This window comes from Gluconobacter sp. DsW_058, from assembly GCF_002153615.1.
GTDB lineage: Bacteria > Pseudomonadota > Alphaproteobacteria > Acetobacterales > Acetobacteraceae > Gluconobacter > Gluconobacter cerinus.
Genome location: NZ_JOPH01000039.1, coordinates 1 through 18346, shown reverse-complemented (window position 1 = coordinate 18346; position 18346 = coordinate 1). Strand labels below are relative to the sequence as shown.

The 18346-nt window shown below is 56.0% G+C and carries 22 protein-coding genes; 18 read left to right on the top strand and 4 right to left on the bottom strand.

Features of this window, described 5'->3' with window-relative positions:
• Positions 1-30: 30 nt before the first annotated feature.
• Together HK24_RS08690 and HK24_RS08685 are read left to right on the top strand one after the other, a co-directional pair.
• Complete coding sequence (locus HK24_RS08690) at positions 31-336, top strand: integration host factor subunit beta (RefSeq protein WP_046901391.1); 306 nt, start codon at positions 31-33, stop codon at positions 334-336.
• A gap of 232 nt (positions 337-568) precedes the next feature.
• Positions 569-763, top strand: coding sequence for a hypothetical protein (locus HK24_RS08685; protein ID WP_086634137.1), 195 nt, complete (start codon positions 569-571; stop codon positions 761-763).
• A gap of 22 nt (positions 764-785) precedes the next feature.
• Here HK24_RS08685 and HK24_RS08680 read toward each other — a convergent pair whose 3' ends face one another.
• Positions 786-1682 (bottom strand): LysR family transcriptional regulator, encoded by an 897-nt coding sequence (locus HK24_RS08680; protein ID WP_046901392.1) that lies wholly within the window; start codon positions 1680-1682, stop codon positions 786-788.
• A 117-nt stretch (positions 1683-1799) separates the two neighbouring features.
• Positions 1800-2774: a thioredoxin-disulfide reductase gene (trxB, locus tag HK24_RS08675; RefSeq protein ID WP_086634136.1), complete on the bottom strand. Its 975-nt coding sequence runs from the start codon at positions 2772-2774 to the stop codon at positions 1800-1802.
• 98 nt (positions 2775-2872) lie between these two features.
• On the opposite strand from trxB, the gene HK24_RS08670 reads away from it, so the two are divergent.
• The 6 genes from HK24_RS08670 to HK24_RS08645 all read left to right on the top strand — a co-directional run bounded on the left by HK24_RS08670 (position 2873) and on the right by HK24_RS08645 (position 9924).
• The gene (locus HK24_RS08670; protein ID WP_046902047.1) at positions 2873-3355 is read left to right on the top strand and encodes an Lrp/AsnC family transcriptional regulator; all 483 of its coding nucleotides are present in this window, start codon (positions 2873-2875) and stop codon (positions 3353-3355) included.
• Positions 3355-4476, top strand: coding sequence for a glycosyltransferase family 2 protein (locus HK24_RS08665; protein ID WP_233126188.1), 1122 nt, complete (start codon positions 3355-3357; stop codon positions 4474-4476). The genes HK24_RS08670 and HK24_RS08665 overlap by 1 nt, the downstream gene beginning before the upstream one ends.
• A 1-nt stretch (position 4477) precedes the next feature.
• The gene (locus HK24_RS08660) at positions 4478-5875 is read left to right on the top strand and encodes a glycosyltransferase family 39 protein (RefSeq protein ID WP_233126187.1); all 1398 of its coding nucleotides are present in this window, start codon (positions 4478-4480) and stop codon (positions 5873-5875) included.
• 49 nt (positions 5876-5924) lie between these two features.
• Positions 5925-6845 (top strand): flagellar motor protein MotB, encoded by a 921-nt coding sequence (locus HK24_RS08655; RefSeq protein ID WP_086634135.1) that lies wholly within the window; start codon positions 5925-5927, stop codon positions 6843-6845.
• Positions 6846-6871: 26 nt separating this feature from the next.
• On the top strand, positions 6872-7738 hold the full coding sequence (motA, locus tag HK24_RS08650) for a flagellar motor stator protein MotA (protein ID WP_046901396.1): 867 nt from the start codon (positions 6872-6874) through the stop codon (positions 7736-7738).
• Positions 7739-7806: 68 nt separating this feature from the next.
• Positions 7807-9924, top strand: coding sequence for a prolyl oligopeptidase family protein (locus HK24_RS08645; RefSeq protein WP_086634134.1), 2118 nt, complete (start codon positions 7807-7809; stop codon positions 9922-9924).
• Between the two features lie 128 nt (positions 9925-10052).
• Here HK24_RS08645 and rpsU read toward each other — a convergent pair whose 3' ends face one another.
• On the bottom strand, positions 10053-10256 hold the full coding sequence (gene rpsU, locus HK24_RS08640) for a 30S ribosomal protein S21 (protein WP_007283570.1): 204 nt from the start codon (positions 10254-10256) through the stop codon (positions 10053-10055).
• A 189-nt stretch (positions 10257-10445) separates the two neighbouring features.
• Here rpsU and def point away from each other — a divergent pair, with 189 nt between their 5' ends.
• The 4 genes from def to HK24_RS08620 are packed head-to-tail and all read left to right on the top strand — an operon-like array spanning position 10446 to position 13483.
• Entirely contained in the window at positions 10446-10958 is a 513-nt protein-coding gene (def, locus tag HK24_RS08635; RefSeq protein WP_086634133.1) for a peptide deformylase, read from the top strand.
• A 2-nt stretch (positions 10959-10960) separates the two neighbouring features.
• Positions 10961-11443 (top strand): MarR family winged helix-turn-helix transcriptional regulator, encoded by a 483-nt coding sequence (locus HK24_RS08630; protein WP_232309068.1) that lies wholly within the window; start codon positions 10961-10963, stop codon positions 11441-11443.
• Complete coding sequence (locus HK24_RS08625; RefSeq protein ID WP_046901400.1) at positions 11440-12138, top strand: response regulator; 699 nt, start codon at positions 11440-11442, stop codon at positions 12136-12138. The genes HK24_RS08630 and HK24_RS08625 overlap by 4 nt, the downstream gene beginning before the upstream one ends.
• The gene (locus HK24_RS08620) at positions 12116-13483 is read left to right on the top strand and encodes an ATP-binding protein (RefSeq protein WP_086634132.1); all 1368 of its coding nucleotides are present in this window, start codon (positions 12116-12118) and stop codon (positions 13481-13483) included. Before HK24_RS08625 ends, HK24_RS08620 begins: the two co-directional genes overlap by 23 nt.
• Positions 13484-13491: 8 nt before the next feature.
• On the opposite strand, the gene HK24_RS08615 is transcribed toward HK24_RS08620, so the two are convergent.
• The gene (locus HK24_RS08615) at positions 13492-14064 is read right to left on the bottom strand and encodes an outer membrane protein assembly factor BamE (RefSeq protein WP_086634131.1); all 573 of its coding nucleotides are present in this window, start codon (positions 14062-14064) and stop codon (positions 13492-13494) included.
• 108 nt (positions 14065-14172) lie between these two features.
• Here HK24_RS08615 and HK24_RS08610 point away from each other — a divergent pair, with 108 nt between their 5' ends.
• The 6 genes from HK24_RS08610 to HK24_RS14005 form a co-directional block, all read left to right on the top strand.
• Positions 14173-14754, top strand: a complete 582-nt coding sequence (locus HK24_RS08610) for a DUF177 domain-containing protein (RefSeq protein ID WP_086634130.1) — start codon at positions 14173-14175, stop codon at positions 14752-14754.
• Between the two features lie 154 nt (positions 14755-14908).
• A complete protein-coding gene (gene rpmF / locus HK24_RS08605) occupies positions 14909-15112 on the top strand; it encodes a 50S ribosomal protein L32 (protein ID WP_046901404.1) in 204 nt (67 codons plus the stop codon).
• 63 nt (positions 15113-15175) lie between these two features.
• Complete coding sequence (gene plsX / locus HK24_RS08600) at positions 15176-16285, top strand: phosphate acyltransferase PlsX (RefSeq protein ID WP_086634129.1); 1110 nt, start codon at positions 15176-15178, stop codon at positions 16283-16285.
• Positions 16286-16293: 8 nt separating this feature from the next.
• Positions 16294-17262, top strand: a complete 969-nt coding sequence (locus HK24_RS08595) for a beta-ketoacyl-ACP synthase III (RefSeq protein ID WP_086634128.1) — start codon at positions 16294-16296, stop codon at positions 17260-17262.
• 72 nt (positions 17263-17334) lie between these two features.
• Positions 17335-17658 carry an integration host factor subunit alpha gene (locus tag HK24_RS08590; protein WP_064273136.1) on the top strand — a complete coding sequence of 108 codons (324 nt, stop codon included), beginning with the start codon at positions 17335-17337 and terminating at the stop codon, positions 17656-17658.
• Positions 17651-18346, top strand: a 696-nt coding sequence (locus HK24_RS14005) for a MerR family transcriptional regulator (RefSeq protein ID WP_304441049.1), incomplete at its 3' end; no start/stop codon positions are given. The genes HK24_RS08590 and HK24_RS14005, both read left to right, overlap by 8 nt.

Genomic DNA, 18346 nt, shown 5'->3' with positions numbered 1-18346 from the left:
TTCATGGGCGGAGGCAGATAGGCTGCAGTCATGACCAAATCGGAACTTATTGCAGAGCTTTCCACGATTTATCCTCACCTTCTGACGCGGGATATCGAACGGATCGTTCACACCATTTTTGACGAAATCAGTGCAGCTTTGACGCGAGGTGATCGTGTTGAACTTCGCGGGTTCGGCGCATTTATTCCCAGGCGCCGAGATGCGCGGACGGGTCGGAATCCACGCACGGGAGACACTGTTTCTGTCGAAGAAAAAAGCGTTCCTTTCTTTAAAGTGGGAAAAGAGTTGCGTGAGCGTGTGAATCAGAGCGCGACCAAGTCAGCCACGGCAGAATGACAGGAGTTTCTGTTCCCTGTGTTCTGGATGCCGCTTTTTGAAGCATAAAAGCGAACCTGATGCTTTCAGGCACGCGTTGAGAAGCGTCGTGCGCTATTGTGGGGCAATGTGGAAAGCCCCTTCATTATCTGTCTGGATAATCCCGATTTTTATAGGGGCTCTGTGCTGTGCCGGGGCGTCCTCGGCAAAAGCTGCTTCAGGTTCTCCTCTGAAAAAAGCAGCTTCAGTAAAAATGCTACAGAATCAGAAAGTTCGGGCCACTGTCACGCCCTGCTATCATTCCCAGTTGGGGCTAATTGTTCTCAAGAGCAATGTAGAGAGCACTCATTCCAGGCATGGAAATGGCTTTGCGCCTGTCGGGGAAGCCGTCTTCCGGTCCAGTGCAGCTCAACATGTTTGCATCACGGGGCATGGCCGCCGCGGGTGAGCGCGACGGCATTCTATGGGTTTTATTCCTGGCCTTTGAGGCTGCTGATTTCCGAAAGCAGAAAATCTCGGAATACGGCGATTCTTTTGGAAGTTCGCAGTTCTTCCGGATACACGAAGTAAGCCTCAACCAACGGAACGGCCTGATTGGGAAGAACTCTGACTAGGTTGGGGTAGGACGCAGCCGTGTAGAGCGGCAAAGAACCAATACCTGTGCCTGAAGCAATCGCAGTCGCAACGGCAGCAATATTGTTGATAGCCAGCCTGCTTCCACGATGGGCCAGACCTTCATGGCGAAGGAGGTCCAGAAGCCAGTTTACATTCGGCAATGGCAGGTGGCGTCCTGCAAAGCCGATGATCTGATGTTCCGCTAATTCCTGCAAATTTGTCGGGGTGCCATACCGGTCCAGATAGTCTGGGCTGGCATAGATTGGCATAGGAAAATTAGCGAGATGACGCTGCACAAGGTCTGGCTGTGTCGGCGGATGCAGGCGAATAGCCACGTCTGCTTCACGCATTCCCAAATCAAGGTCTGCGTCTTCAAGAAGAAGCGTGACCTCGATATCAGGGTGCAGTTCCAGAAAGCGATGCAGCCTCGGAGAAAGCCAACAAAGGCCAAACCCGGTGGTTGTCGTGATCTTTATTTTGCCCGCCGCTCGTTCCTTGCTTTCGCTCAGGAATGCCTGTGTCAGGGCCAGCTTGGAGAAGACTTCACGCACTGTGCGATTCAGAACCTCACCCTGTTCAGTCAGGATGAGGCCTCGTGCATGCCGATGAAACAGCGGAACACGCAGAACCTCCTCCAGAGCTGAAATCTGCCGCGAAACGGCAGACTGGCTCAGGTTAAGTCTGTCACCTGCATGGGTGAAGGACCCGGCTTCGGCGACTGCGTGGAAAATACGCAGTTTGTCCCAATCCATGTGGTGGTCTCCCCGATCGCTGGCGCGTCGGTCCTCGTCCTTCTTGCCCATGTCACCTGGCGTTGTTTAAGCGGTGTGTCGTTGAAGGGACGAAACTGTCTGAACCTGCGACGAGGGTCAAGTTTTTGTCATAGCAGGTATGCCAGAAATGTAGCGTTCGGCTTCCAGAGCGGCCATGCATCCTGTGCCTGCAGCCGTCACAGCCTGCCGATAAATGCGATCCTGAATGTCGCCTGCGGCAAAAACACCCTCTACCGAAGTGCGCGTTCCACCAGCTTCCGTGATGATATATCCATCTTCGTCACAGGCCACTTCATGGCGGAACGGCCCCGTATTCGGGCTATGGCCAATGGCGACGAACACGCCATCAACGGGCAGAGTTTCGCTTTCTCCCGTCTGAGTGTTCTTCAGACGAACGCCACACACAACTTCCGGCGTTCCCGCACCAAGAACTTCTTCAACAGCACGATTCCAGTGAACTTCAATTTTCGGATTCGCAAAAAGACGCTCCTGCAGAATGCGTTCTGCCCGGAAACCATCCCGTCGATGAATAACGTGAACCTTGTCAGCGTGGTGAGTCAGATAGAGCGCTTCTTCCACGGCCGTGTTGCCGCCACCCACGACCGCAACCGTTTTGCCGCGATAGAAAAAGCCGTCACAGGTTGCGCACGCCGAAACGCCGCCAGCCTGAAGGCGTTTTTCCGACTCGAGGCCAAGCCATTTGGCCTGGGCGCCCGTTGCGATCACGACTGTACGTGCAAGAAACTCGTCCCCTGAGTCGCCTTTCAGATGAAAGTATCCATCTGCGGCCGGACCGTTCTTCAGGCTTGCCTCGGTAATCAGGTCATAGATCAGGCGTGTGCCGACATGTTCAGCCTGTTCGCGCATCTGCTCCATCAGCCACGGGCCCTGAATGGGAGCCGCGAAGCCGGGGTAGTTTTCAACGTCGGTCGTGATGGTCAACTGGCCGCCTGGCTGAAGACCAGTCACGAGAATCGGTTTCAGACTGGCGCGTGCGGCATAAATGGCGGCAGTGTAGCCAGCAGGGCCTGCGCCCACGACCAGAAGGTCCGTATGATGGATTTCAGGCATGATCGATCCTCGTCCGTGTTTTGACCCCTCATATAGAGCTTTCAGACGCATGTGCCATCTTTGCGGACGCTGCCACCTGCCATATACGTCAGATTCAAATGAACGCTTCTTTCTCTTCCATCCCCGTTGAACTGGATGCCATTGACCGGCAGATCATCGCCGAGCTTCAGGCAGACGGTCGTATGACCAATGTGGAGCTGGCCAAACGCGCCGGTATTTCCGCTCCCCCCTGTCTGAGGCGTGTCAGGCGTCTGGAAGAACTTGGCATCATCAAAGGGTATCATGCAGAAGTTGACGCAGCCCTGCTTGGCTGGTCGCTCAATTTTTATGCCCTCATCGGTCTCGATAGCCAGAAGGGAAGTGTTCTGGAGGCCTTCGAGGCGCAGGTGGGTGCCTGGCCCGAAACACGCGAATGTCACATGATCCGTGGCGGAGGAGATTTCCTCGTCCGTCTCGTCGCTCGTGATGCTGCCCACCAGAACATTCTGACCCGGCGTCTGACAGACAGTGTCCACGTCGTGCGGGTGCAGACACTCCAGACCATTCATACCAGTCGTGATCTGGCTGGAGTTCCTATCTGATGGCAGAAGCATCCCCAACGGTTAGCGCTGGGATGCTTTTGCCTGCCCGGATCAGCATTATTGTTCCCTGCTACAATGAGGCAGAGAATGTTGGTCCCCTTGTCGCGGCTTTGGACGCAGCTTTGGAAGGAGAACGTTGGGAAGTCATTTTTGTTGATGACAACTCCCCGGACGGAACTGCCGAGCGCGTTTCAAAAGTTGCGAATAATGATCCTCGTGTAAGGGTCATCAAAAGGGTAGGACGTCGGGGTCTCTCATCCGCTGCTATCGAGGGTTTTCTGTCGTCCAGCGCACCGTATGTGGCGGTCATGGATGGGGACCTGCAGCACGACGAGACTGTTCTGCCCAAAATGCTGGCAGATCTTGATGCCGGCTCCGATATTGTTGTCGCCAGCCGCCACGTAGAAGGCGGAGACAACGCCGGGCTGGCAGGTTACTGGCGGCATCTCCTGTCAGACACCGGAATTCGCGCTGCTCAATCGGTTTTGCCGCACCGCCTGACTGATCCGATGAGCGGCTTCTTTGCCATGCGGCGAGAGCTTTTTCAGGCTGTTCTTCCAAAACTTTCCGGAACCGGTTTCAAGATCCTGCTGGATCTGGCGATGTCTGCGCCAAAATCCGTGAAGATTACGGAAGTTCCCTTTGTTTTCCGTCCGCGTCTTGCGGGAGAAAGCAAGCTGGATGTCGTTGTTCTTCTCCAGTTCGCAATGATGATTCTGGATAAAGTCACGCATGGCTGGCTGCCATCCCGTTTTCTGGCATTTGCGCTGGTCGGGCTTGTTGGTGTGGTCGTGAATGTTGCCGTGATGCAGATTGCCCGACTGGGAGGAATGGATTTCTCTCAGTCTCAACTGGTTGGAACGGCCGTTGCGATCCTGACGAATTTTCTGCTCAACAACCGTCTCACTTATCATGACCGCCGCCTGAAGGGCGCGAAGATGTGGGTGGGATTAATTATTTTCTTCGCAGTCTGTTCTCTTGGGGCGGCCGCTAATATCGGGGTGGCCCGTATGGTGCTGCACGATGTTGGCCATGGGCACTGGGACCGTGCGTCTGCCGCAGGGGCCGTGATCGGTGTCGTCTGGAATTACGCTGTGTCTTCCACTCTCATCTGGCGCTGACGTGACTGATAATTTCAAGAAGCAGGCCAGCCTGTTCTGGGCGCTTCTTGTTGCCCTGACTGTGACGCGCCTCGGGTTGGCAGCATGTCTGCCGCTCACGCCCGATGAGGCTTACTATTGGGTGTGGTCCCGCCATCTTCAGGGTGGCTATTTCGACCATCCTTTCATGGTAGCCCTCTGGATCAGAATTGGGACATGGCTGGCTGGTGACACGTCTCTGGGGGTGCGTCTGCTCGGGCCGCTTTCCGTTCTTCCCGGAAGCTGGGCCCTGTACCATGCGGCCAGGCTGTTGCTACCGTCGCGCCCTTGGCCGGTATCGGGCTTTCAGGCCGTTCTTCTCCTGAATGCAACGCTGATGCTCGGACTTGGATCAGCGACCATGACACCGGATACACCGCTGGTATTTTTCGTTTCGGTGTCGCTTTTTGCACTCGGGAAAGCCGTTTCGCCGTCGGGGGGCAGAACAACCGGCTGGTGGCTGTTAACAGGTGTTTTGCTCGGTCTCGCCTTCGATTCAAAATATACTGCTGTTCTCATCGGTTTAGCCCTTGGGGGGGCAGTTCTCACGACCCCGAGGCTCAGGAAGCAAGCTGGTCCATGGCTGGCAATTCCGCTTTTGATCATCACGACGACCCCAGTCCTTCTCTGGAATGCATCCCATCATTGGGTCAGCCTGCTAAAACAGGGCGGACGAGCCGGCGATTGGCATCTGGCTCGTGCATCCCAGTTTCTGCTGGAGCTTCTCGGAGGTCAGATTGGTCTGGCGACCCCCCTTGTTTTCGGGCTCTTTGCTCTGGGTGGCTGGGCGTGCATCAAACGGAACAGGCTTCTGGCATGGCTAAGCCTTCTGCCTCTCGCTGTGTTTGTCATGCATGCTCTGGGCGATCGGGTGCAGGCAAACTGGCCGGCTGTTGTTTATCCCGTCCTAGCTCTGGCTGCGATAGAAGCAGGTCGGAGTGTTCGGTGGCCGGTCATCAGCGGAATAGTCTTGACCGTGCTGGTTTATGGGCAAGCCGTTTTCTCTCCGCTGCCGTTTCCCGCCGCTAAAGATCCGATCCAGCGACAGACCGCTGGATGGCCTGATTTCAGTCAAAGACTTGTCGCTCGTGCTCAGGAGACGGGAGCATCTGCTTTCATAGCTGAAGAGTATGGTCTCGCATCTCAACTCGCTTTGACACAGAACAGCCTTCCAGTTCTGGGATCAGATCCAAGGTGGAGCCTGTTTTCTTTTCCGCCTGCTGAGGTGCCGCTCGGTTTAAAAATTGAAGAGCTTCACCGCATTCCCGCAGTGCTGGATCAGGACACGCTGTGTCGCCAGAGCCATGACCATAATGTGCGGTGTTACCGCGTTGACGTTGTGAAAATGCCGTCTGGTGTGCAGTTGCCAGGGCGGACTTAAAGCTCTCCTTAACCTTTGATTGCCATACTGACCTCTCTCAGGAGGCAGCATGTCGAAAGCAAACGGCAAGGACGAGCGCAGGATCATCATCAAGCGTTTTGAAGTTGTAGAAGGTGGCCATCACGGCGGAAGCTGGAAGATTGCCTATGCGGACTTCGTGACGGCCATGATGGCGTTCTTTCTGGTCATGTGGCTCATCAATGCCACGACAGAAGAGCAACGTAAGGGCATCGCTAATTTCTTTAATCCGATAGCAGTTCAGCAGGACGCACCCCCCAAACTGAGTGTCATGCCTGATCTCTCTCCCATCGCGTCATCTGATCGCCCTATGGCGGTCAAGCCCGGTCAGGCCGCGGGGCCAAATCCAGATGACGGTCCATCAGGACAGAATCATCTTCCCCAAAAAGATGCGGAAAAGCACAGCGCACAGATTGTAGTTCTGCATGATGGGCAGGTCGAGCCAGGAGAGCCCGTATCCGGCCAAGGGGCATTCCCCCACAAGCCGGCCTTCCAGAATGCTGCCGATCAGATCAGTAGAGCCCTGAATGCTCCGTCACAACTGGCAGACGTCCGAGATCAGGTTTCCATCCAGGTCGGTGATGACGGGTTGCATGTGGAGATTGCGGATTCTGAACATCAGCCAATGTTCGCGCTGGGCTCTGCCACTCCAATGCCGCGCGCGCTTCAACTCCTAAGGCTGGTCGCTCCCTATCTTGAAAAGCTTCCCGGGCACCTCTCCATTGCCGGATACACGGATGCGGCGCCTTACAAAGCCGGTTTTCCATCCAACTGGAGCCTGTCCAGCAGCCGCGCAGTTGCGGCGAGGGACGTTCTTGTTCAGGCGGGCTTCCCCGACCGACGCCTGCAAACCGTCAGCGGCTATGCCGATAGAAACCTTTTTGATCATGCCAATCCGCTGAGTCCACGGAACAGACGCGTCGTTCTGGTTCTGTCTCCCGATCAACCATAATCAAGTCGCCACTCAGGAAATATTGAATGTTTATTCTTATCGGCCTTGGTGTCGTTCTGGCCTGCGTGTTTGGCTCCTTCGTGGCATCAGGCGGCGCCATAGGCCCATTGCTTGCGTCTATGCCCTTTGAACTCCTGACGATCCTGGGGGCAGCAATCGGCACATTTGTCATGGCCAACTCAATTTCCGCTGTGAAACACCTTCCGGCCGGTTTGAAGAAAGCCATGAAAGGCTCGCAGTACGGTCGACAGGATTATCTTGAACTTCTGGGGCTGCTGTTCCACGTGACCAAGCTGGCGGCCAGCAAGGGGATGATGGCTATTGAGAGCCATATTGAAGATCCCCAAGGCAGTACAATCTTCGGGGCGTTTCCGAAGATTCGGGATAACGGACAGGTCTGTTCCTTCATCTGCGATTACCTGCGGATGGCAGGCATGAATGCGACAGATCCGTTCCAGATGGACGACGTGATGGGACGGGAGCTTAAAAAGAACCTGCGTGAGGAAATGCATCTTCCTCACGCACTGCAATCCGTTTCCGATGCACTTCCAGCCCTCGGAATTGTTGCTGCCGTTCTCGGTGTGATCAAGACTATGGCATCCATCAGCAAGCCTCCTATCGTGTTGGGCGAGATGATTGCCGGTGCGCTTGTCGGAACGTTCCTCGGTATTCTGCTGGCATATGGCATTGTTGCCCCGATTGCTGGTCGGCTCGGGGGCGTTGTGGAAGAAGAGGCGTCTTACCTTGATTTGGTTCGTTCCGTCATTGTCGCGCATCTTCAAGGGAATGCGCCTCAGGTCAGTGTAGAAATCGGCCGCAAAAGCATTCCCTGTGACCTCATGCCGACCTTTCAGGAGGTGGAAGAGGCTGTTAGTGCCGTTGCCGTGGGGTGAGGTTGTTTTCCCGTGGGTGATCTTTACGATGCCGTCATCACTATGAATGACGGCCGAAAGGATCAGGCATGCGTCCCTCCGCACTGCGGGCTCTCTGTCTCTTACTTCCTCTTTTTCCTTTTGCGTCGGTACAGGCTGCTACGGCCACTCCCTCAAGGGCTCAGCTTGAGCAGGTCGATGGCGGAGCAGCTCTTCACTGGGTAAAGGCTGAAAATAAAAAAACACAGGACGCTCTGGCTTCTGACCCCAGATACAAGCCGCTTTATGATCGGATCCTCTCGGCTCAGCAGTCACCGGATCGTCTCGCTGTTCCCACACAAATGGCGGGAGAGATCTGGAATTTCTGGCAGGACAAAGTCCATGCCCGCGGGGTCTGGAGAAGCACGTCCGAGGCTGATTTCAAAAGCGGACATCCGCTATGGAAGACGCGCTTTGACTTGGATGAGCTTTCTCGGTCGGAACATGCCAACTGGGTGATGGAAGGTCTGAACTGCCTGGAACCAGCAGACCGGATCTGCCTTCTGGGCCTGTCCAATGCGGGCGAAGACGCGCACGAGCTACGCGAATACGACACGACCACCAATCAGTTTGTGCAGAACGGTTTCCGGCTACCAAACGGGAAGCAGGCTGTCGCATGGCTCGATAAGGATACAGTCTTGGTCTCTCGGGACTGGGGCACGACGGATGCCGGTCTGACAACATCAGGGTATCCATATGTTGTCCGTGCCCTGAAGCGCGGGCAGAGCCTGTCTCAGGCTCAGGAAGTGTTCCGTGGAACCGGTCAGGATATGGAAGTCGTTCCCACTGTCCTGCGGGACGGGCAGGGGCATCAGGTCGTGCTGATCGACCGGCATAAGGATTTTTTCCATAGCGAAGTTGAACGACTGGATCCGGGAACGCTTAAAACGAGCCAGCTTCCCATGCCGGAGAAATATGACGGTCTGAGCTATCAGGATGGCCAACTGGTTTTCCATCTGCTCCAGGACTGGCCCACGGCGAAGGGGACAATCCCTGCAGACAGCGTTGTCGCGGTAGATCCAGATCATCCTCAGGCCCTCGAGATCATTGTCACCCCGACCAAGCGGCAGACCATCGGGGATGGAATGGATGGCGCTATTGCGGCGACCAAGGATGGTCTGATCGTTGTTATGTATGACAATGTTCAGCCGGTACTGATGCTCTATCGACGGGGTTCGAGCGGCCATTGGTCTGGGCGGAGCATTGAGCTGCCCAAGAACATGGCCGCCAGTATTGTCTCCTCTGATCCCCACAGCTCAGAAGCATACCTCCAGCTCGAAGGCTTCATTCAGCCGCCGCAGATCTGGAGCGTCAACACAGCCAAGCAGAACACCCAGCTTCTCTACAGCCAGCCCGAGCTGTTTGATTCATCCAAGCTCACGGTTGAGCAGCTTTTTGCGCCCAGTAAAGACGGAACGCAGGTTCCGTACTTTGTTGTGCATGCGAAAGACTGGACGAAGAATGGCGCGAACCCCACGCTCATGACCGCCTATGGTGGCTTTGGCCTCTCGTATCTGCCTGTCTATCATCCAGACCTTGGGATCACGTGGTTCGAGCGTGGTGGGGTTTACGTGATGGCAAACATCCGGGGTGGCGGAGAGTTCGGCCCAGCCTGGCATGAAGCTGCGCGTCACGCTGGGCGCCAGTCTGCCTATGATGACTTTGCATCCGTGGCCCGGGACCTGTTTTCGAGAAATATTACATCGGCCAAGCGTCTGGGTATTCGTGGACGATCCAATGGCGGCTTGCTGATGGGGGTAGAATTCACGCAGCATCCGGAACTGTGGAACGCGACCATCATTGGTGTGCCGCTGCTCGATATGCTGAATTACGAGCACATGGCGGCAGGCGCGTCATGGGCGGCTGAATACGGAAGTGTGTCTACACCCGAAGGAAAAGCATTCTGGGACAAGACATCGCCGCTTCAGGCTTTGAAGCCTGATGTGCACTATCCAACACCATTCATTTTCACTTCGACCCGAGATGACCGTGTTGGTCCTGTGCATGCTCGCCTGTTCGCGGCGCGCCTTCAGGAGCTCCATGTACCCTTCTTCTATTACGAAGATATGGAGGGAGGTCATGCTGGCACCGTCAATGCTGCCGAGGTGGCACATGAACGGGCCCTGGAAGCAGTCTATCTAAGCCGCAGGCTGATGGACCCATGCTGAGGGGAGGCTTGCCTCCTTGCCGTAACAGGTAAGGGGGCGAATTCTGAAATCTCTGTGTACGGCAATAAAAAAAGCCGCGCCCCTAAGGGCTGCGGCTTTTCTCGTCCGTTCAGACAACGGGAAGGACTTTAGAAGCCTTCACGCTCCAGACGCTTGCGCTCCATCTTGCGGGCACGACGAACAGCTTCTGCTGCTTCGCGGGCGCGACGCTCAGAGGGCTTCTCGAAGTGGCGACGCAGCTTCATCTCACGAAACACGCCTTCGCGCTGCATCTTCTTCTTGAGCGCCTTTAGCGCCTGGTCAACATTGTTGTCACGAACGAGTACCTGCACGGTGCCGTCAACTCCTTCTGGGCCCGCCTTTAGCGTCACCCGTGATATGGCAATCCAATTGGGATGGAGCCCTTAACACACTCTTTTGGAGATGTGCAATTCATTCGATGGTGCTTGTGCTGATTTTTATCCATGCGCAATCTGCGGGCGATTTGTGCGTTAACGTTCTGCAACTGATAGAGGAAGCTCATGGCCCTGCTCAAGATTGCCCGTATGGGTCACCCTGTCCTGCACCAGATCGCAGAACCTGTTTCTGATCCAACATCCCCGGAAATCCGCCATTTGATTAAGGATATGCTCGACACGATGGTCGATGCAAATGGCGCCGGGCTGGCTGCGCCTCAAGTTCATCACCCCTTGCGACTTTTCGTCTATCGCGTGCCGGCAAACCGGGTTTCCGATCCTGAACAGGCTCTGTTGCCACGTGTTCTGATCAATCCGGAAATTACACCTCTTGGTGAAGAGATGATGGTTTGTGGCGAAGGATGCCTCTCGATTCCAGGTTTGCGAGGCGATGTCCTTCGCCATGCCAAAGTCCATTATCGGGGCGTCGATGAAAATGGAGAAGAGGTTGAAGGCGAGGCGGTCGGGTTCCACGCCAATGTTCTTCAGCATGAGAACGATCATCTGGATGGCATTCTCTACCCGCAACGCATCGAAGATTTCAGCCGCTTCGGGTACGTTGAGGAAATAGTTCGGTGACAATGCGCCTTCCGGACGGACCACCTTCTGCGACCGCACATCTCTATCTTCGTGAAGAGCAGATTCGTCAGTCCTACGAAGCACTCATGCTCGCGTGGCGCAGTCTTAACTCAGAGTGCGAGACACTTTTGCGGGAAAACGGTCTGGGCTCTGCCCATCATAGAATTCTTTTTCTGGTCGCAGCCCATCCCGGGATCACTCCCAGTGCGCTGCTTGCCAGCCTTGGGATCACAAAGCAGTCCCTGGGTCGGGCTTTGGGAGACCTGCGTGAGCGAAATTTTCTGGTGCAGGAAGAAGATCGGCATGATCGGCGCAAGCGCCCGCTAAAGCTCACGCCTGAAGGCGAAGCGATCGAGCGACAGCTCTTTCAGCTAATCCGTGACGTCATGACACGGGCCTACAGGGAGGCAGGAGTAACTGCGGTTGAGGGGTTCAAGCGTGTTCTTTCACCTCTCCAGATCGCTCCGGGAGGAGGTTTTCGATGAGTGACGAGCATATTCTTGTTGTCGATGATGATTCCCGCCTGCTCAGGCTCTTGCAGCGGTACCTCGCTGAAAACGGCTATCGTGTCACTACGGCGCAAGATGCTCGTCAGGCGCGCGAAGTGCTGCAACTGATCCAGCCGGATGCCATCGTGCTGGATGTCACGATGCCAGGAGAAGACGGTGTTTCGCTAACGCGGGCGCTCAGAGCAGAGGGACTGTCGTTACCAATTCTTCTGCTTACGGCGCGGGGCGAGCCGGCGGATCGGATCGACGGACTGGAATCCGGTGCGGATGATTATCTGGGCAAGCCTTTCGAACCCAGAGAACTGCTGCTTCGCCTTCGTGCACATCTAAGAAGAATTGTGCCCGCCGTTTCCGCAGTTTCCGAAGTGCCCTCTCTTTTACGGCTGGGCGTGCTGGAGTTTGATGTGCCGCGTGGCCTTCTGACCGGCCCGGATGGACCGGTCCATCTGACAGGAGGCGAAGCAGCCCTGCTGGGGGTGCTGACCAGTCGCCCAGGGATTGTTATGTCGCGCGAAGACATTGCCAAAGCGCTCGACATGGATGAAATCGGAGAACGTGCTGTGGATGTGCAGGTGACGCGTCTCAGACGGCGCATTGAGGTCGATCCCAAGGAGCCACGTTTCCTCCATACGGTTCGTGGGAAGGGTTATGTTCTCAAACCCGGGATCTGAAGATCACTGGGGACGACTGGATCGTCCGCTAAGGCGCGTTCTTCCGCGCTCTCTTTTAGGGCGGTCCATGCTGATCGTCCTGACGCCGCTGCTCGTCACGCAGGCAATCGTCCTGATTTTGTTTTACGGGACTTATCTGAATGTTGTGTCCCGGCGCCTGTCTGATGGCATCACAGGCGAGGTCTCGCTCGTCATGTCCATGCTGGAGCGAACGCCTGAGCAGGATCGACGCGAGGCTCTTCTGCGAGATGCGTCTGCTCGAACCCAGCTCGAATTCGTTTTTCATCCGCATGCGACTTTAGGGCACGAAGGGACGAACCATGTTCTCGGTCCCATCGATGATGATTTTGAGCGTGCTCTGCATCAAGGGCTAGGACGTCCCTTTTTTGTGGACTGGTCTGCCGTTCCGGAAACCGTCAGAGTCTCTATCGCTCTGCCTGATGGTGTGCTGGATGTTCTGACGCCTCATAAGAGGCTGAGCATTGGCCCGATCTGGATGTTCGTTGCCTGGGCGTTCAGCAGTTCTGCGCTTCTTTTTGTCATTGCCGCACTGTTCATGCGCAATCAGGTACGCGCCATTCGCAGGCTCGCTCAAGCAGCTGAGCTTTTTGGGTTAGGCCGTGATGAAGGGGCTATCCGCCCTCAGGGTGCGCGTGAGGTGCGTCAGGCCGCTGTCGCGTTCAACCGCATGCAGGATCGCGTCAATCGGTTTGTCGCGCAAAGGACGGCGGTTCTGGCGGGGGTTTCGCATGATCTGCGGACCCCTTTAACGCGGTTGCGTCTCAGTATGGCCATGCTCCCGACAAAAGGACGCATTCAGGCTGAAGATCTACAGCCCGATATTCAGGACATGGTGACGGATATCGAAGATATGGAGCGGCTGATTGGCAGCTATCTGTCTTTTGCGCGTGGAGAAGGATCGGAACGTCCCGTCCGGACAGATTTGCGATCCCTAATTGATGAGGTTGCTGTGGCTGCCAGACGTGCTGGCGGTCAGGTCTTGGGGGTCGAAGGACGGGAAGGTGTTGAAATACCAGTCCGGCCGGATGCGCTGAAGCGTGCGCTCACCAATTTGGCGGATAATGCCAGACGGCATGGGGGCGCCATGCGAATCTCTCTCTGGGAAGGAGAGAGAAGGATCGAGATTACAGTGGAAGATAATGGTCCCGGTATTCCCCCTGATCAGCGGGAGACAATTTTGCAGTCAACACGATCAGGGAGTAACGGCGGAAGCGGCCTGGGGCTGACGATTGTCCGCGATATCGTTCATGCCCATGGGGGCACCATCAGGCTGCTTGAAAGCCCACTTGGCGGGCTGGGCGTTCTGCTCAGCCTGCCAAAATAAGTAGAAGATCAGGGCAGGGTATTACCCGCGCCGCCATTGCCGGTGCCCTGATTACCCAGCGGGCCCTGGCTGCCACCAAATGTGCTGCTCATGTTGCTCATTGGGTTGTAACGACCAACGTTACCCAGCAGCTCCTGAATAACCGACGTCTTGGTGCCTGGCGTTGGGGTTGTAGCGCCCACCATGCCGACGCGAATGGAATCCTTGCGGTTCAGGGTATCCATCTTCCGCAGTACGCCAGAATTGTCGAAATTCAGAACCACAACCTGCTGCTTATCCACCGTTGGGAAGCCCAGCGGCGTTGGAGACGTGATCATGGACACATAGATCCATGTGTTGTCGTCAAAGGTTGCATGTGCGGTCGGGGAGCCGAGGCTGTCGAGCACGTCAGACCGTGTGCTGGTGCCTGGCACCAGCTGGGCATAGTCGGTCTTCTCGATGAGCGAACCGCGCGGCTCGGGAATCGGGCTGAATACCGAGCATCCTCCCAGAAGGAGCGGAGCACAGGCCAAACCGGTGAAACCGAGGCGTTGCACAAGACGTGTTCTGCTTTTGGTCGTCAGAAAAGATGCGTTATTCATGGAACCGGAAACTATCCTGTGCAAGAGAACCGCTCAACCCTGCGGGTGCCTTAAACGATACCTGCCTGTCAACGATTTCCCCTATGTAACCGGGGATGGAGTGCTCAAATGTCTCATTCTCCCGAATTTTCACGTCGTATCCCCCTGAGTCGGGTAGGGGCAGGAACAGAAGAAACCGTGACGGCAACCCCGCAGGAGCGTGAAGCCCTGGCGCGGCGGTTTGGCATTCCGGCAGTGCATCATCTTGAGTGTCGCTTCGTTCTGACACCTGAAAGCAAGACCGAAATTCTTGCTCAGGGCCGTCTGAGCGCGAAGGTGACACAGGAATGCGTCATCACGGCAGAAAAATTTGACGATGTGCTCGCCGAGACCTTTGTTCTGCGGTTCATTCCGGAATCCCAGATGCCGGAAGATGAATTCGACATCGATTCCATTAATCTGGATGCCCCTGACGACGTTCCGCATGATGGCAGGGCGCTGGACATTGGTGAAGCCGCTGCCGAACAACTGGCCCTGATGCTGGACCCATATCCTCGTCTTCCGGGTGCCGGTCTGGAAAATGCTGTTGACGTGGCCCCTGCGGAAGGGGAAGAAGGGGACGATCAGTCCGAGGACCTGCCTGAGTCAGAGCGTCGCCCAAACCCATTTGCAGCGCTCGCAGGTCTGAAGAACGGGGATAAAAAAGAATAAAATCCCTCGCTTTAGCTTGCGGGTTTGCGTTTGCTCTGCTAGAGCCGCCCGCCTGAACTCGGCGTAAATACGAGACGACGAACAACGGGGCACCGGATGCCGCTGGGAGCGGAGCAAGGGTGCCGACACAGAAGCAGAAAGAGGCATAAAAGCCATGGCCGTCCCTAAAAGAAAGACCTCGCCGTCCCGTGCTGGCATGCGTCGCAGCCACCATGCCCTACAGGCTGAAGCGCATGCGGAATGCGCGAACTGCGGCGAACTGAAGCGCCCGCACCACGTTTGCAGCCATTGCGGTCATTACGATGGTCGTGAAGTTGTTGCAGCAGGCAAGAGCCTGAAGACGGCCGTCCGCGCCTGATCTCTTCTGCGGATGCTCTGATGGAGTATCCGCATCTGCGATGCTGTCCGGGAAACTGTCTTAATGTCTAAAGCGCCTGTCACGCCTGTTCGTGACGCCGCGGCCCTAGGGCCTTATGCCCTTGCCGTCGACGCAATGGGGGGAGACAGGGCACCGGATATCGTCCTTGCCGGTCTCGAACTGGCGGCTGATCGTCATCCGACAGCCAGACTGCTCCTGATCGGAGATGAGGCGGTTCTCAAGCCGGCTCTGGCACGATATCCTAAAGCTGCCCGCATCTGTGACATTCGTCATACTCCAGCCAGCATTTCGATGGAAATGAAGCCGACCGCAGCACTGCGTGTTCGTGGCTCTTCCATGCGCCTGGCTATGGAGGCTGTATCTTCTGGTGAGGCCTGTGGTGTTGTGTCTGCTGGAAACAGCGGAGCGATGCTGGCCCTCGCCAAGATTATCGTCAAAGCGCTGCCTGGAATTTCCCGCCCTGCGATGGTAGCTGTCCAGCCTTCTGCGCGCGGTGACACGGTTATGCTGGATCTGGGCGCTAACATCGCGTGTGACGCCCGAAATCTGGTAGAATTCGCCGTCATGGGCGAGGCTTTTGCTCAGGCCGCGCTGGGTTTGCCAAAGCCAACAATCGGGCTCCTGAACGTCGGCTCTGAAGACCTCAAGGGTGACGAAAGGCTGCGTCAGGCTGCCGAGCGCCTTCGAGACAGCGCGCTGGCGGAACAGTTCCATGGCTTTGTCGAAGGTCATGACATTACGGCCGGGACGACTGATGTTGTCGTGACAGATGGTTTTACGGGGAATGTTGCTCTGAAAACAGGCGAGGGGGCTCTTAAGCTTGCTTTCGGTCTGTTGAAGCGCGTTTTCGAAACCAATCTGCTGACTCGCATCGGTTATCTGCTGGTTCGCCCCGGACTGGAGCGAATGCGGGAATGGATTGATCCGCGGCGTTATAATGGCGCCGTTTTTGTTGGGTTGAATGGCGTTGTTGTGAAGTCTCATGGTGGCGCAGATGGCGAAGCTTTTGCCTCAGCCGTCGATATCGCAATGGATGCCGTAACCCATAACCTGAACGACAAGATCCGTGCCCGCCTAGATCAGCTCGGTATGCTTGGAGCTGATGTAGCTTCTGCTGCTGCCAGCACGGTCGCCCCAGAACCTGTGAGCTGAGAAACTTTATGTCCGGTCCCCTTCGTGCCCGCCTGACAGGCGTGGGTGGCTATCTGCCACGCACGATTGTCACGAATGACGATCTCGCTCAGAAGATCGAAACATCCGACGAGTGGATCCGGGCACGCACGGGCATCACGCAGCGTCACATCGTTTCAGGGGATGAGACGACGGCGTCTATGGCCGCTGCCGCGGCGCGTCAGGCTCTTGAGCAGGCCGGTGTAAACGCTGAAGACGTTGACGCCATCATTGTGGCAACCTCAACGCCAGATCAGGTTTTTCCCGCTGTGGCAACGCAGGTGCAGGCCCTGCTCGGGGTCACCAAAGGGTTCGGCTTCGATATCAGCGCTGCGTGTTCGGGGTTCGTCTATGCGTTGGCCTCAGCAAATTCGTTCATTCAATCCGGGTTGGCCAAGAAGGTTCTCGTGATTGGGAGCGAGGTCTTTTCCCGACTGCTGGATTGGAATGATCGCACAACCTGCGTTCTGTTCGGAGATGGCGCCGGCGCGGTGCTTCTGGAAGCCGGAGCTGAGGAGGGTGAGGGCGTTCTCTCGACCCATCTTCATTCTGACGGTCGATCAGGGGATATTCTGTACGTTGACGGGGCAGTAGGCTGCGCAGGCACAACTCAGCATCTCAAAATGCTTGGGCGAGAAGTGTTTCGTCATGCGGTTGTTAAGCTGTCTCAGGCTGTTGATGAAGCGCTGGAAGCCAACAACCTGACGGGTCAGGATATTCAGTGGCTTGTACCGCATCAGGCCAATCTCCGTATTATTGACGGTATGGCCAAAAAGCTGGCTCTTCCTGCCGATCGTGTCGTGGTGACAGTGGACCGTCACGCTAACACATCTGCGGCCTCCATCCCGTTGGCTCTGAATGAAGCTGTCAGAGACGGTCGTATCCAGAAGGGCGATCTTGTTCTGATGGAAGCGCTGGGTGGCGGTTTGACCTGGGGTTCTGCGCTCGTCCGCATGTGAAACGGCGCATCGTCTTTCAAGGTTAACGATTGATTCCTTTGACTGTTCTGAACGTCATGATACGCATGTGTCATGAGTACAGTCACGCGCGCGAATCTTGTCGAGCACATCTATAGCCGTGTTGGGCTGTCCCGGCACGATTCCTCCATGATTCTGGAAAGTGTGTTGGAAAAAATTTCCTCCACACTTGAAGCAGGTGAGTCCGTGAAGCTGAGCGGCTTCGGGACCTTCTCTGTTCGCCAGAAGGGAGAACGCATCGGGCGAAATCCCAAGACCGGGGTTGAGGTTCCAATCTTGCCTCGCGCTGTCTTGGTGTTTCGGTCTTCGCAGCTTCTGCGGGACCAGATGAATGGCGTGGAAAGCCATGCTGACGATGTGGACGACGCAGATGATTGATACCGCTTCGAACAATGGCGCTGATTTCTCTGATGATAATCTGGCTGATTCTGGCGCTGGGAAAATCAAAAAGGGCCCAGACGCTTACAGAACCATCAGCGAGGTTGCGGAGGAACTCCATATTCCGCAGCATCGACTGCGTTCGTGGGAAACTCTTTATCCGGGTGTGAAGCCATTTCGTGGGGAGAGTGGGCGCCGTTATTACAGCCCTGAACACGTCGAGACGCTACGTCTTATTTCCGATCTTCTCTACGTGCAGGGCTATAAGGGTCAGGGCGTTCTGCGAGTTTTAAGAGAAGAAAAAGCTCGGAAATCTCTAGAAAATCGCACTGTTTCTCCTAAGGCAGAGGAGAATATTGCGAGTGTTCATGCAGCGCCCGCTCCAGTTGAGGAGCCAATTTTAGGAGACGCTGCGGACGATATTATCTTTCCCGAAGCTCCGGCAGTACCAGAGATCTCTGGTACTCCTGAACTGAGAGAAGAGAGCGTCCTCGTTGGTGAGACGTCAGTGCTTCACGACGAAGAAGACGTATCGCTTTCAGAGTATCGCGAAACTCTTGAACCTGAAGAAAAAGCGGATCAGGTGCTTGACGAGTGTCTGACGGGAAGGACATTCGCCGAAGCCGAAGCCGAAGCCGAAGCCGAAGCCGAAGCCGAAGCCGAAGCCGAAGCCGAAGCCGAAGCCGAA

What these genes read in the sequence shown, in the direction of transcription:
- HK24_RS08690 (WP_046901391.1), top strand. Translation starts at nt 31, where the DNA reads ATGACCAAATCGGAACTTATTGCAGAGCTTTCCACGATTTATCCTCAC.
- HK24_RS08685 (WP_086634137.1), top strand. Translation starts at nt 569, where the DNA reads ATGCTACAGAATCAGAAAGTTCGGGCCACTGTCACGCCCTGCTATCAT.
- HK24_RS08680 (WP_046901392.1), bottom strand. Translation starts at nt 1,682, where the DNA reads ATGGATTGGGACAAACTGCGTATTTTCCACGCAGTCGCCGAAGCCGGG.
- trxB (WP_086634136.1), bottom strand. Translation starts at nt 2,774, where the DNA reads ATGCCTGAAATCCATCATACGGACCTTCTGGTCGTGGGCGCAGGCCCT.
- HK24_RS08670 (WP_046902047.1), top strand. Translation starts at nt 2,873, where the DNA reads ATGAACGCTTCTTTCTCTTCCATCCCCGTTGAACTGGATGCCATTGAC.
- HK24_RS08665 (WP_233126188.1), top strand. Translation starts at nt 3,355, where the DNA reads ATGGCAGAAGCATCCCCAACGGTTAGCGCTGGGATGCTTTTGCCTGCC.
- HK24_RS08655 (WP_086634135.1), top strand. Translation starts at nt 5,925, where the DNA reads ATGTCGAAAGCAAACGGCAAGGACGAGCGCAGGATCATCATCAAGCGT.
- motA (WP_046901396.1), top strand. Translation starts at nt 6,872, where the DNA reads ATGTTTATTCTTATCGGCCTTGGTGTCGTTCTGGCCTGCGTGTTTGGC.
- HK24_RS08645 (WP_086634134.1), top strand. Translation starts at nt 7,807, where the DNA reads ATGCGTCCCTCCGCACTGCGGGCTCTCTGTCTCTTACTTCCTCTTTTT.
- def (WP_086634133.1), top strand. Translation starts at nt 10,446, where the DNA reads ATGGCCCTGCTCAAGATTGCCCGTATGGGTCACCCTGTCCTGCACCAG.
- HK24_RS08630 (WP_232309068.1), top strand. Translation starts at nt 10,961, where the DNA reads ATGCGCCTTCCGGACGGACCACCTTCTGCGACCGCACATCTCTATCTT.
- HK24_RS08625 (WP_046901400.1), top strand. Translation starts at nt 11,440, where the DNA reads ATGAGTGACGAGCATATTCTTGTTGTCGATGATGATTCCCGCCTGCTC.
- HK24_RS08620 (WP_086634132.1), top strand. Translation starts at nt 12,116, where the DNA reads ATGTTCTCAAACCCGGGATCTGAAGATCACTGGGGACGACTGGATCGT.
- HK24_RS08615 (WP_086634131.1), bottom strand. Translation starts at nt 14,064, where the DNA reads ATGAATAACGCATCTTTTCTGACGACCAAAAGCAGAACACGTCTTGTG.
- HK24_RS08610 (WP_086634130.1), top strand. Translation starts at nt 14,173, where the DNA reads ATGTCTCATTCTCCCGAATTTTCACGTCGTATCCCCCTGAGTCGGGTA.
- rpmF (WP_046901404.1), top strand. Translation starts at nt 14,909, where the DNA reads ATGGCCGTCCCTAAAAGAAAGACCTCGCCGTCCCGTGCTGGCATGCGT.
- plsX (WP_086634129.1), top strand. Translation starts at nt 15,176, where the DNA reads ATGTCTAAAGCGCCTGTCACGCCTGTTCGTGACGCCGCGGCCCTAGGG.
- HK24_RS08595 (WP_086634128.1), top strand. Translation starts at nt 16,294, where the DNA reads ATGTCCGGTCCCCTTCGTGCCCGCCTGACAGGCGTGGGTGGCTATCTG.
- HK24_RS08590 (WP_064273136.1), top strand. Translation starts at nt 17,335, where the DNA reads ATGAGTACAGTCACGCGCGCGAATCTTGTCGAGCACATCTATAGCCGT.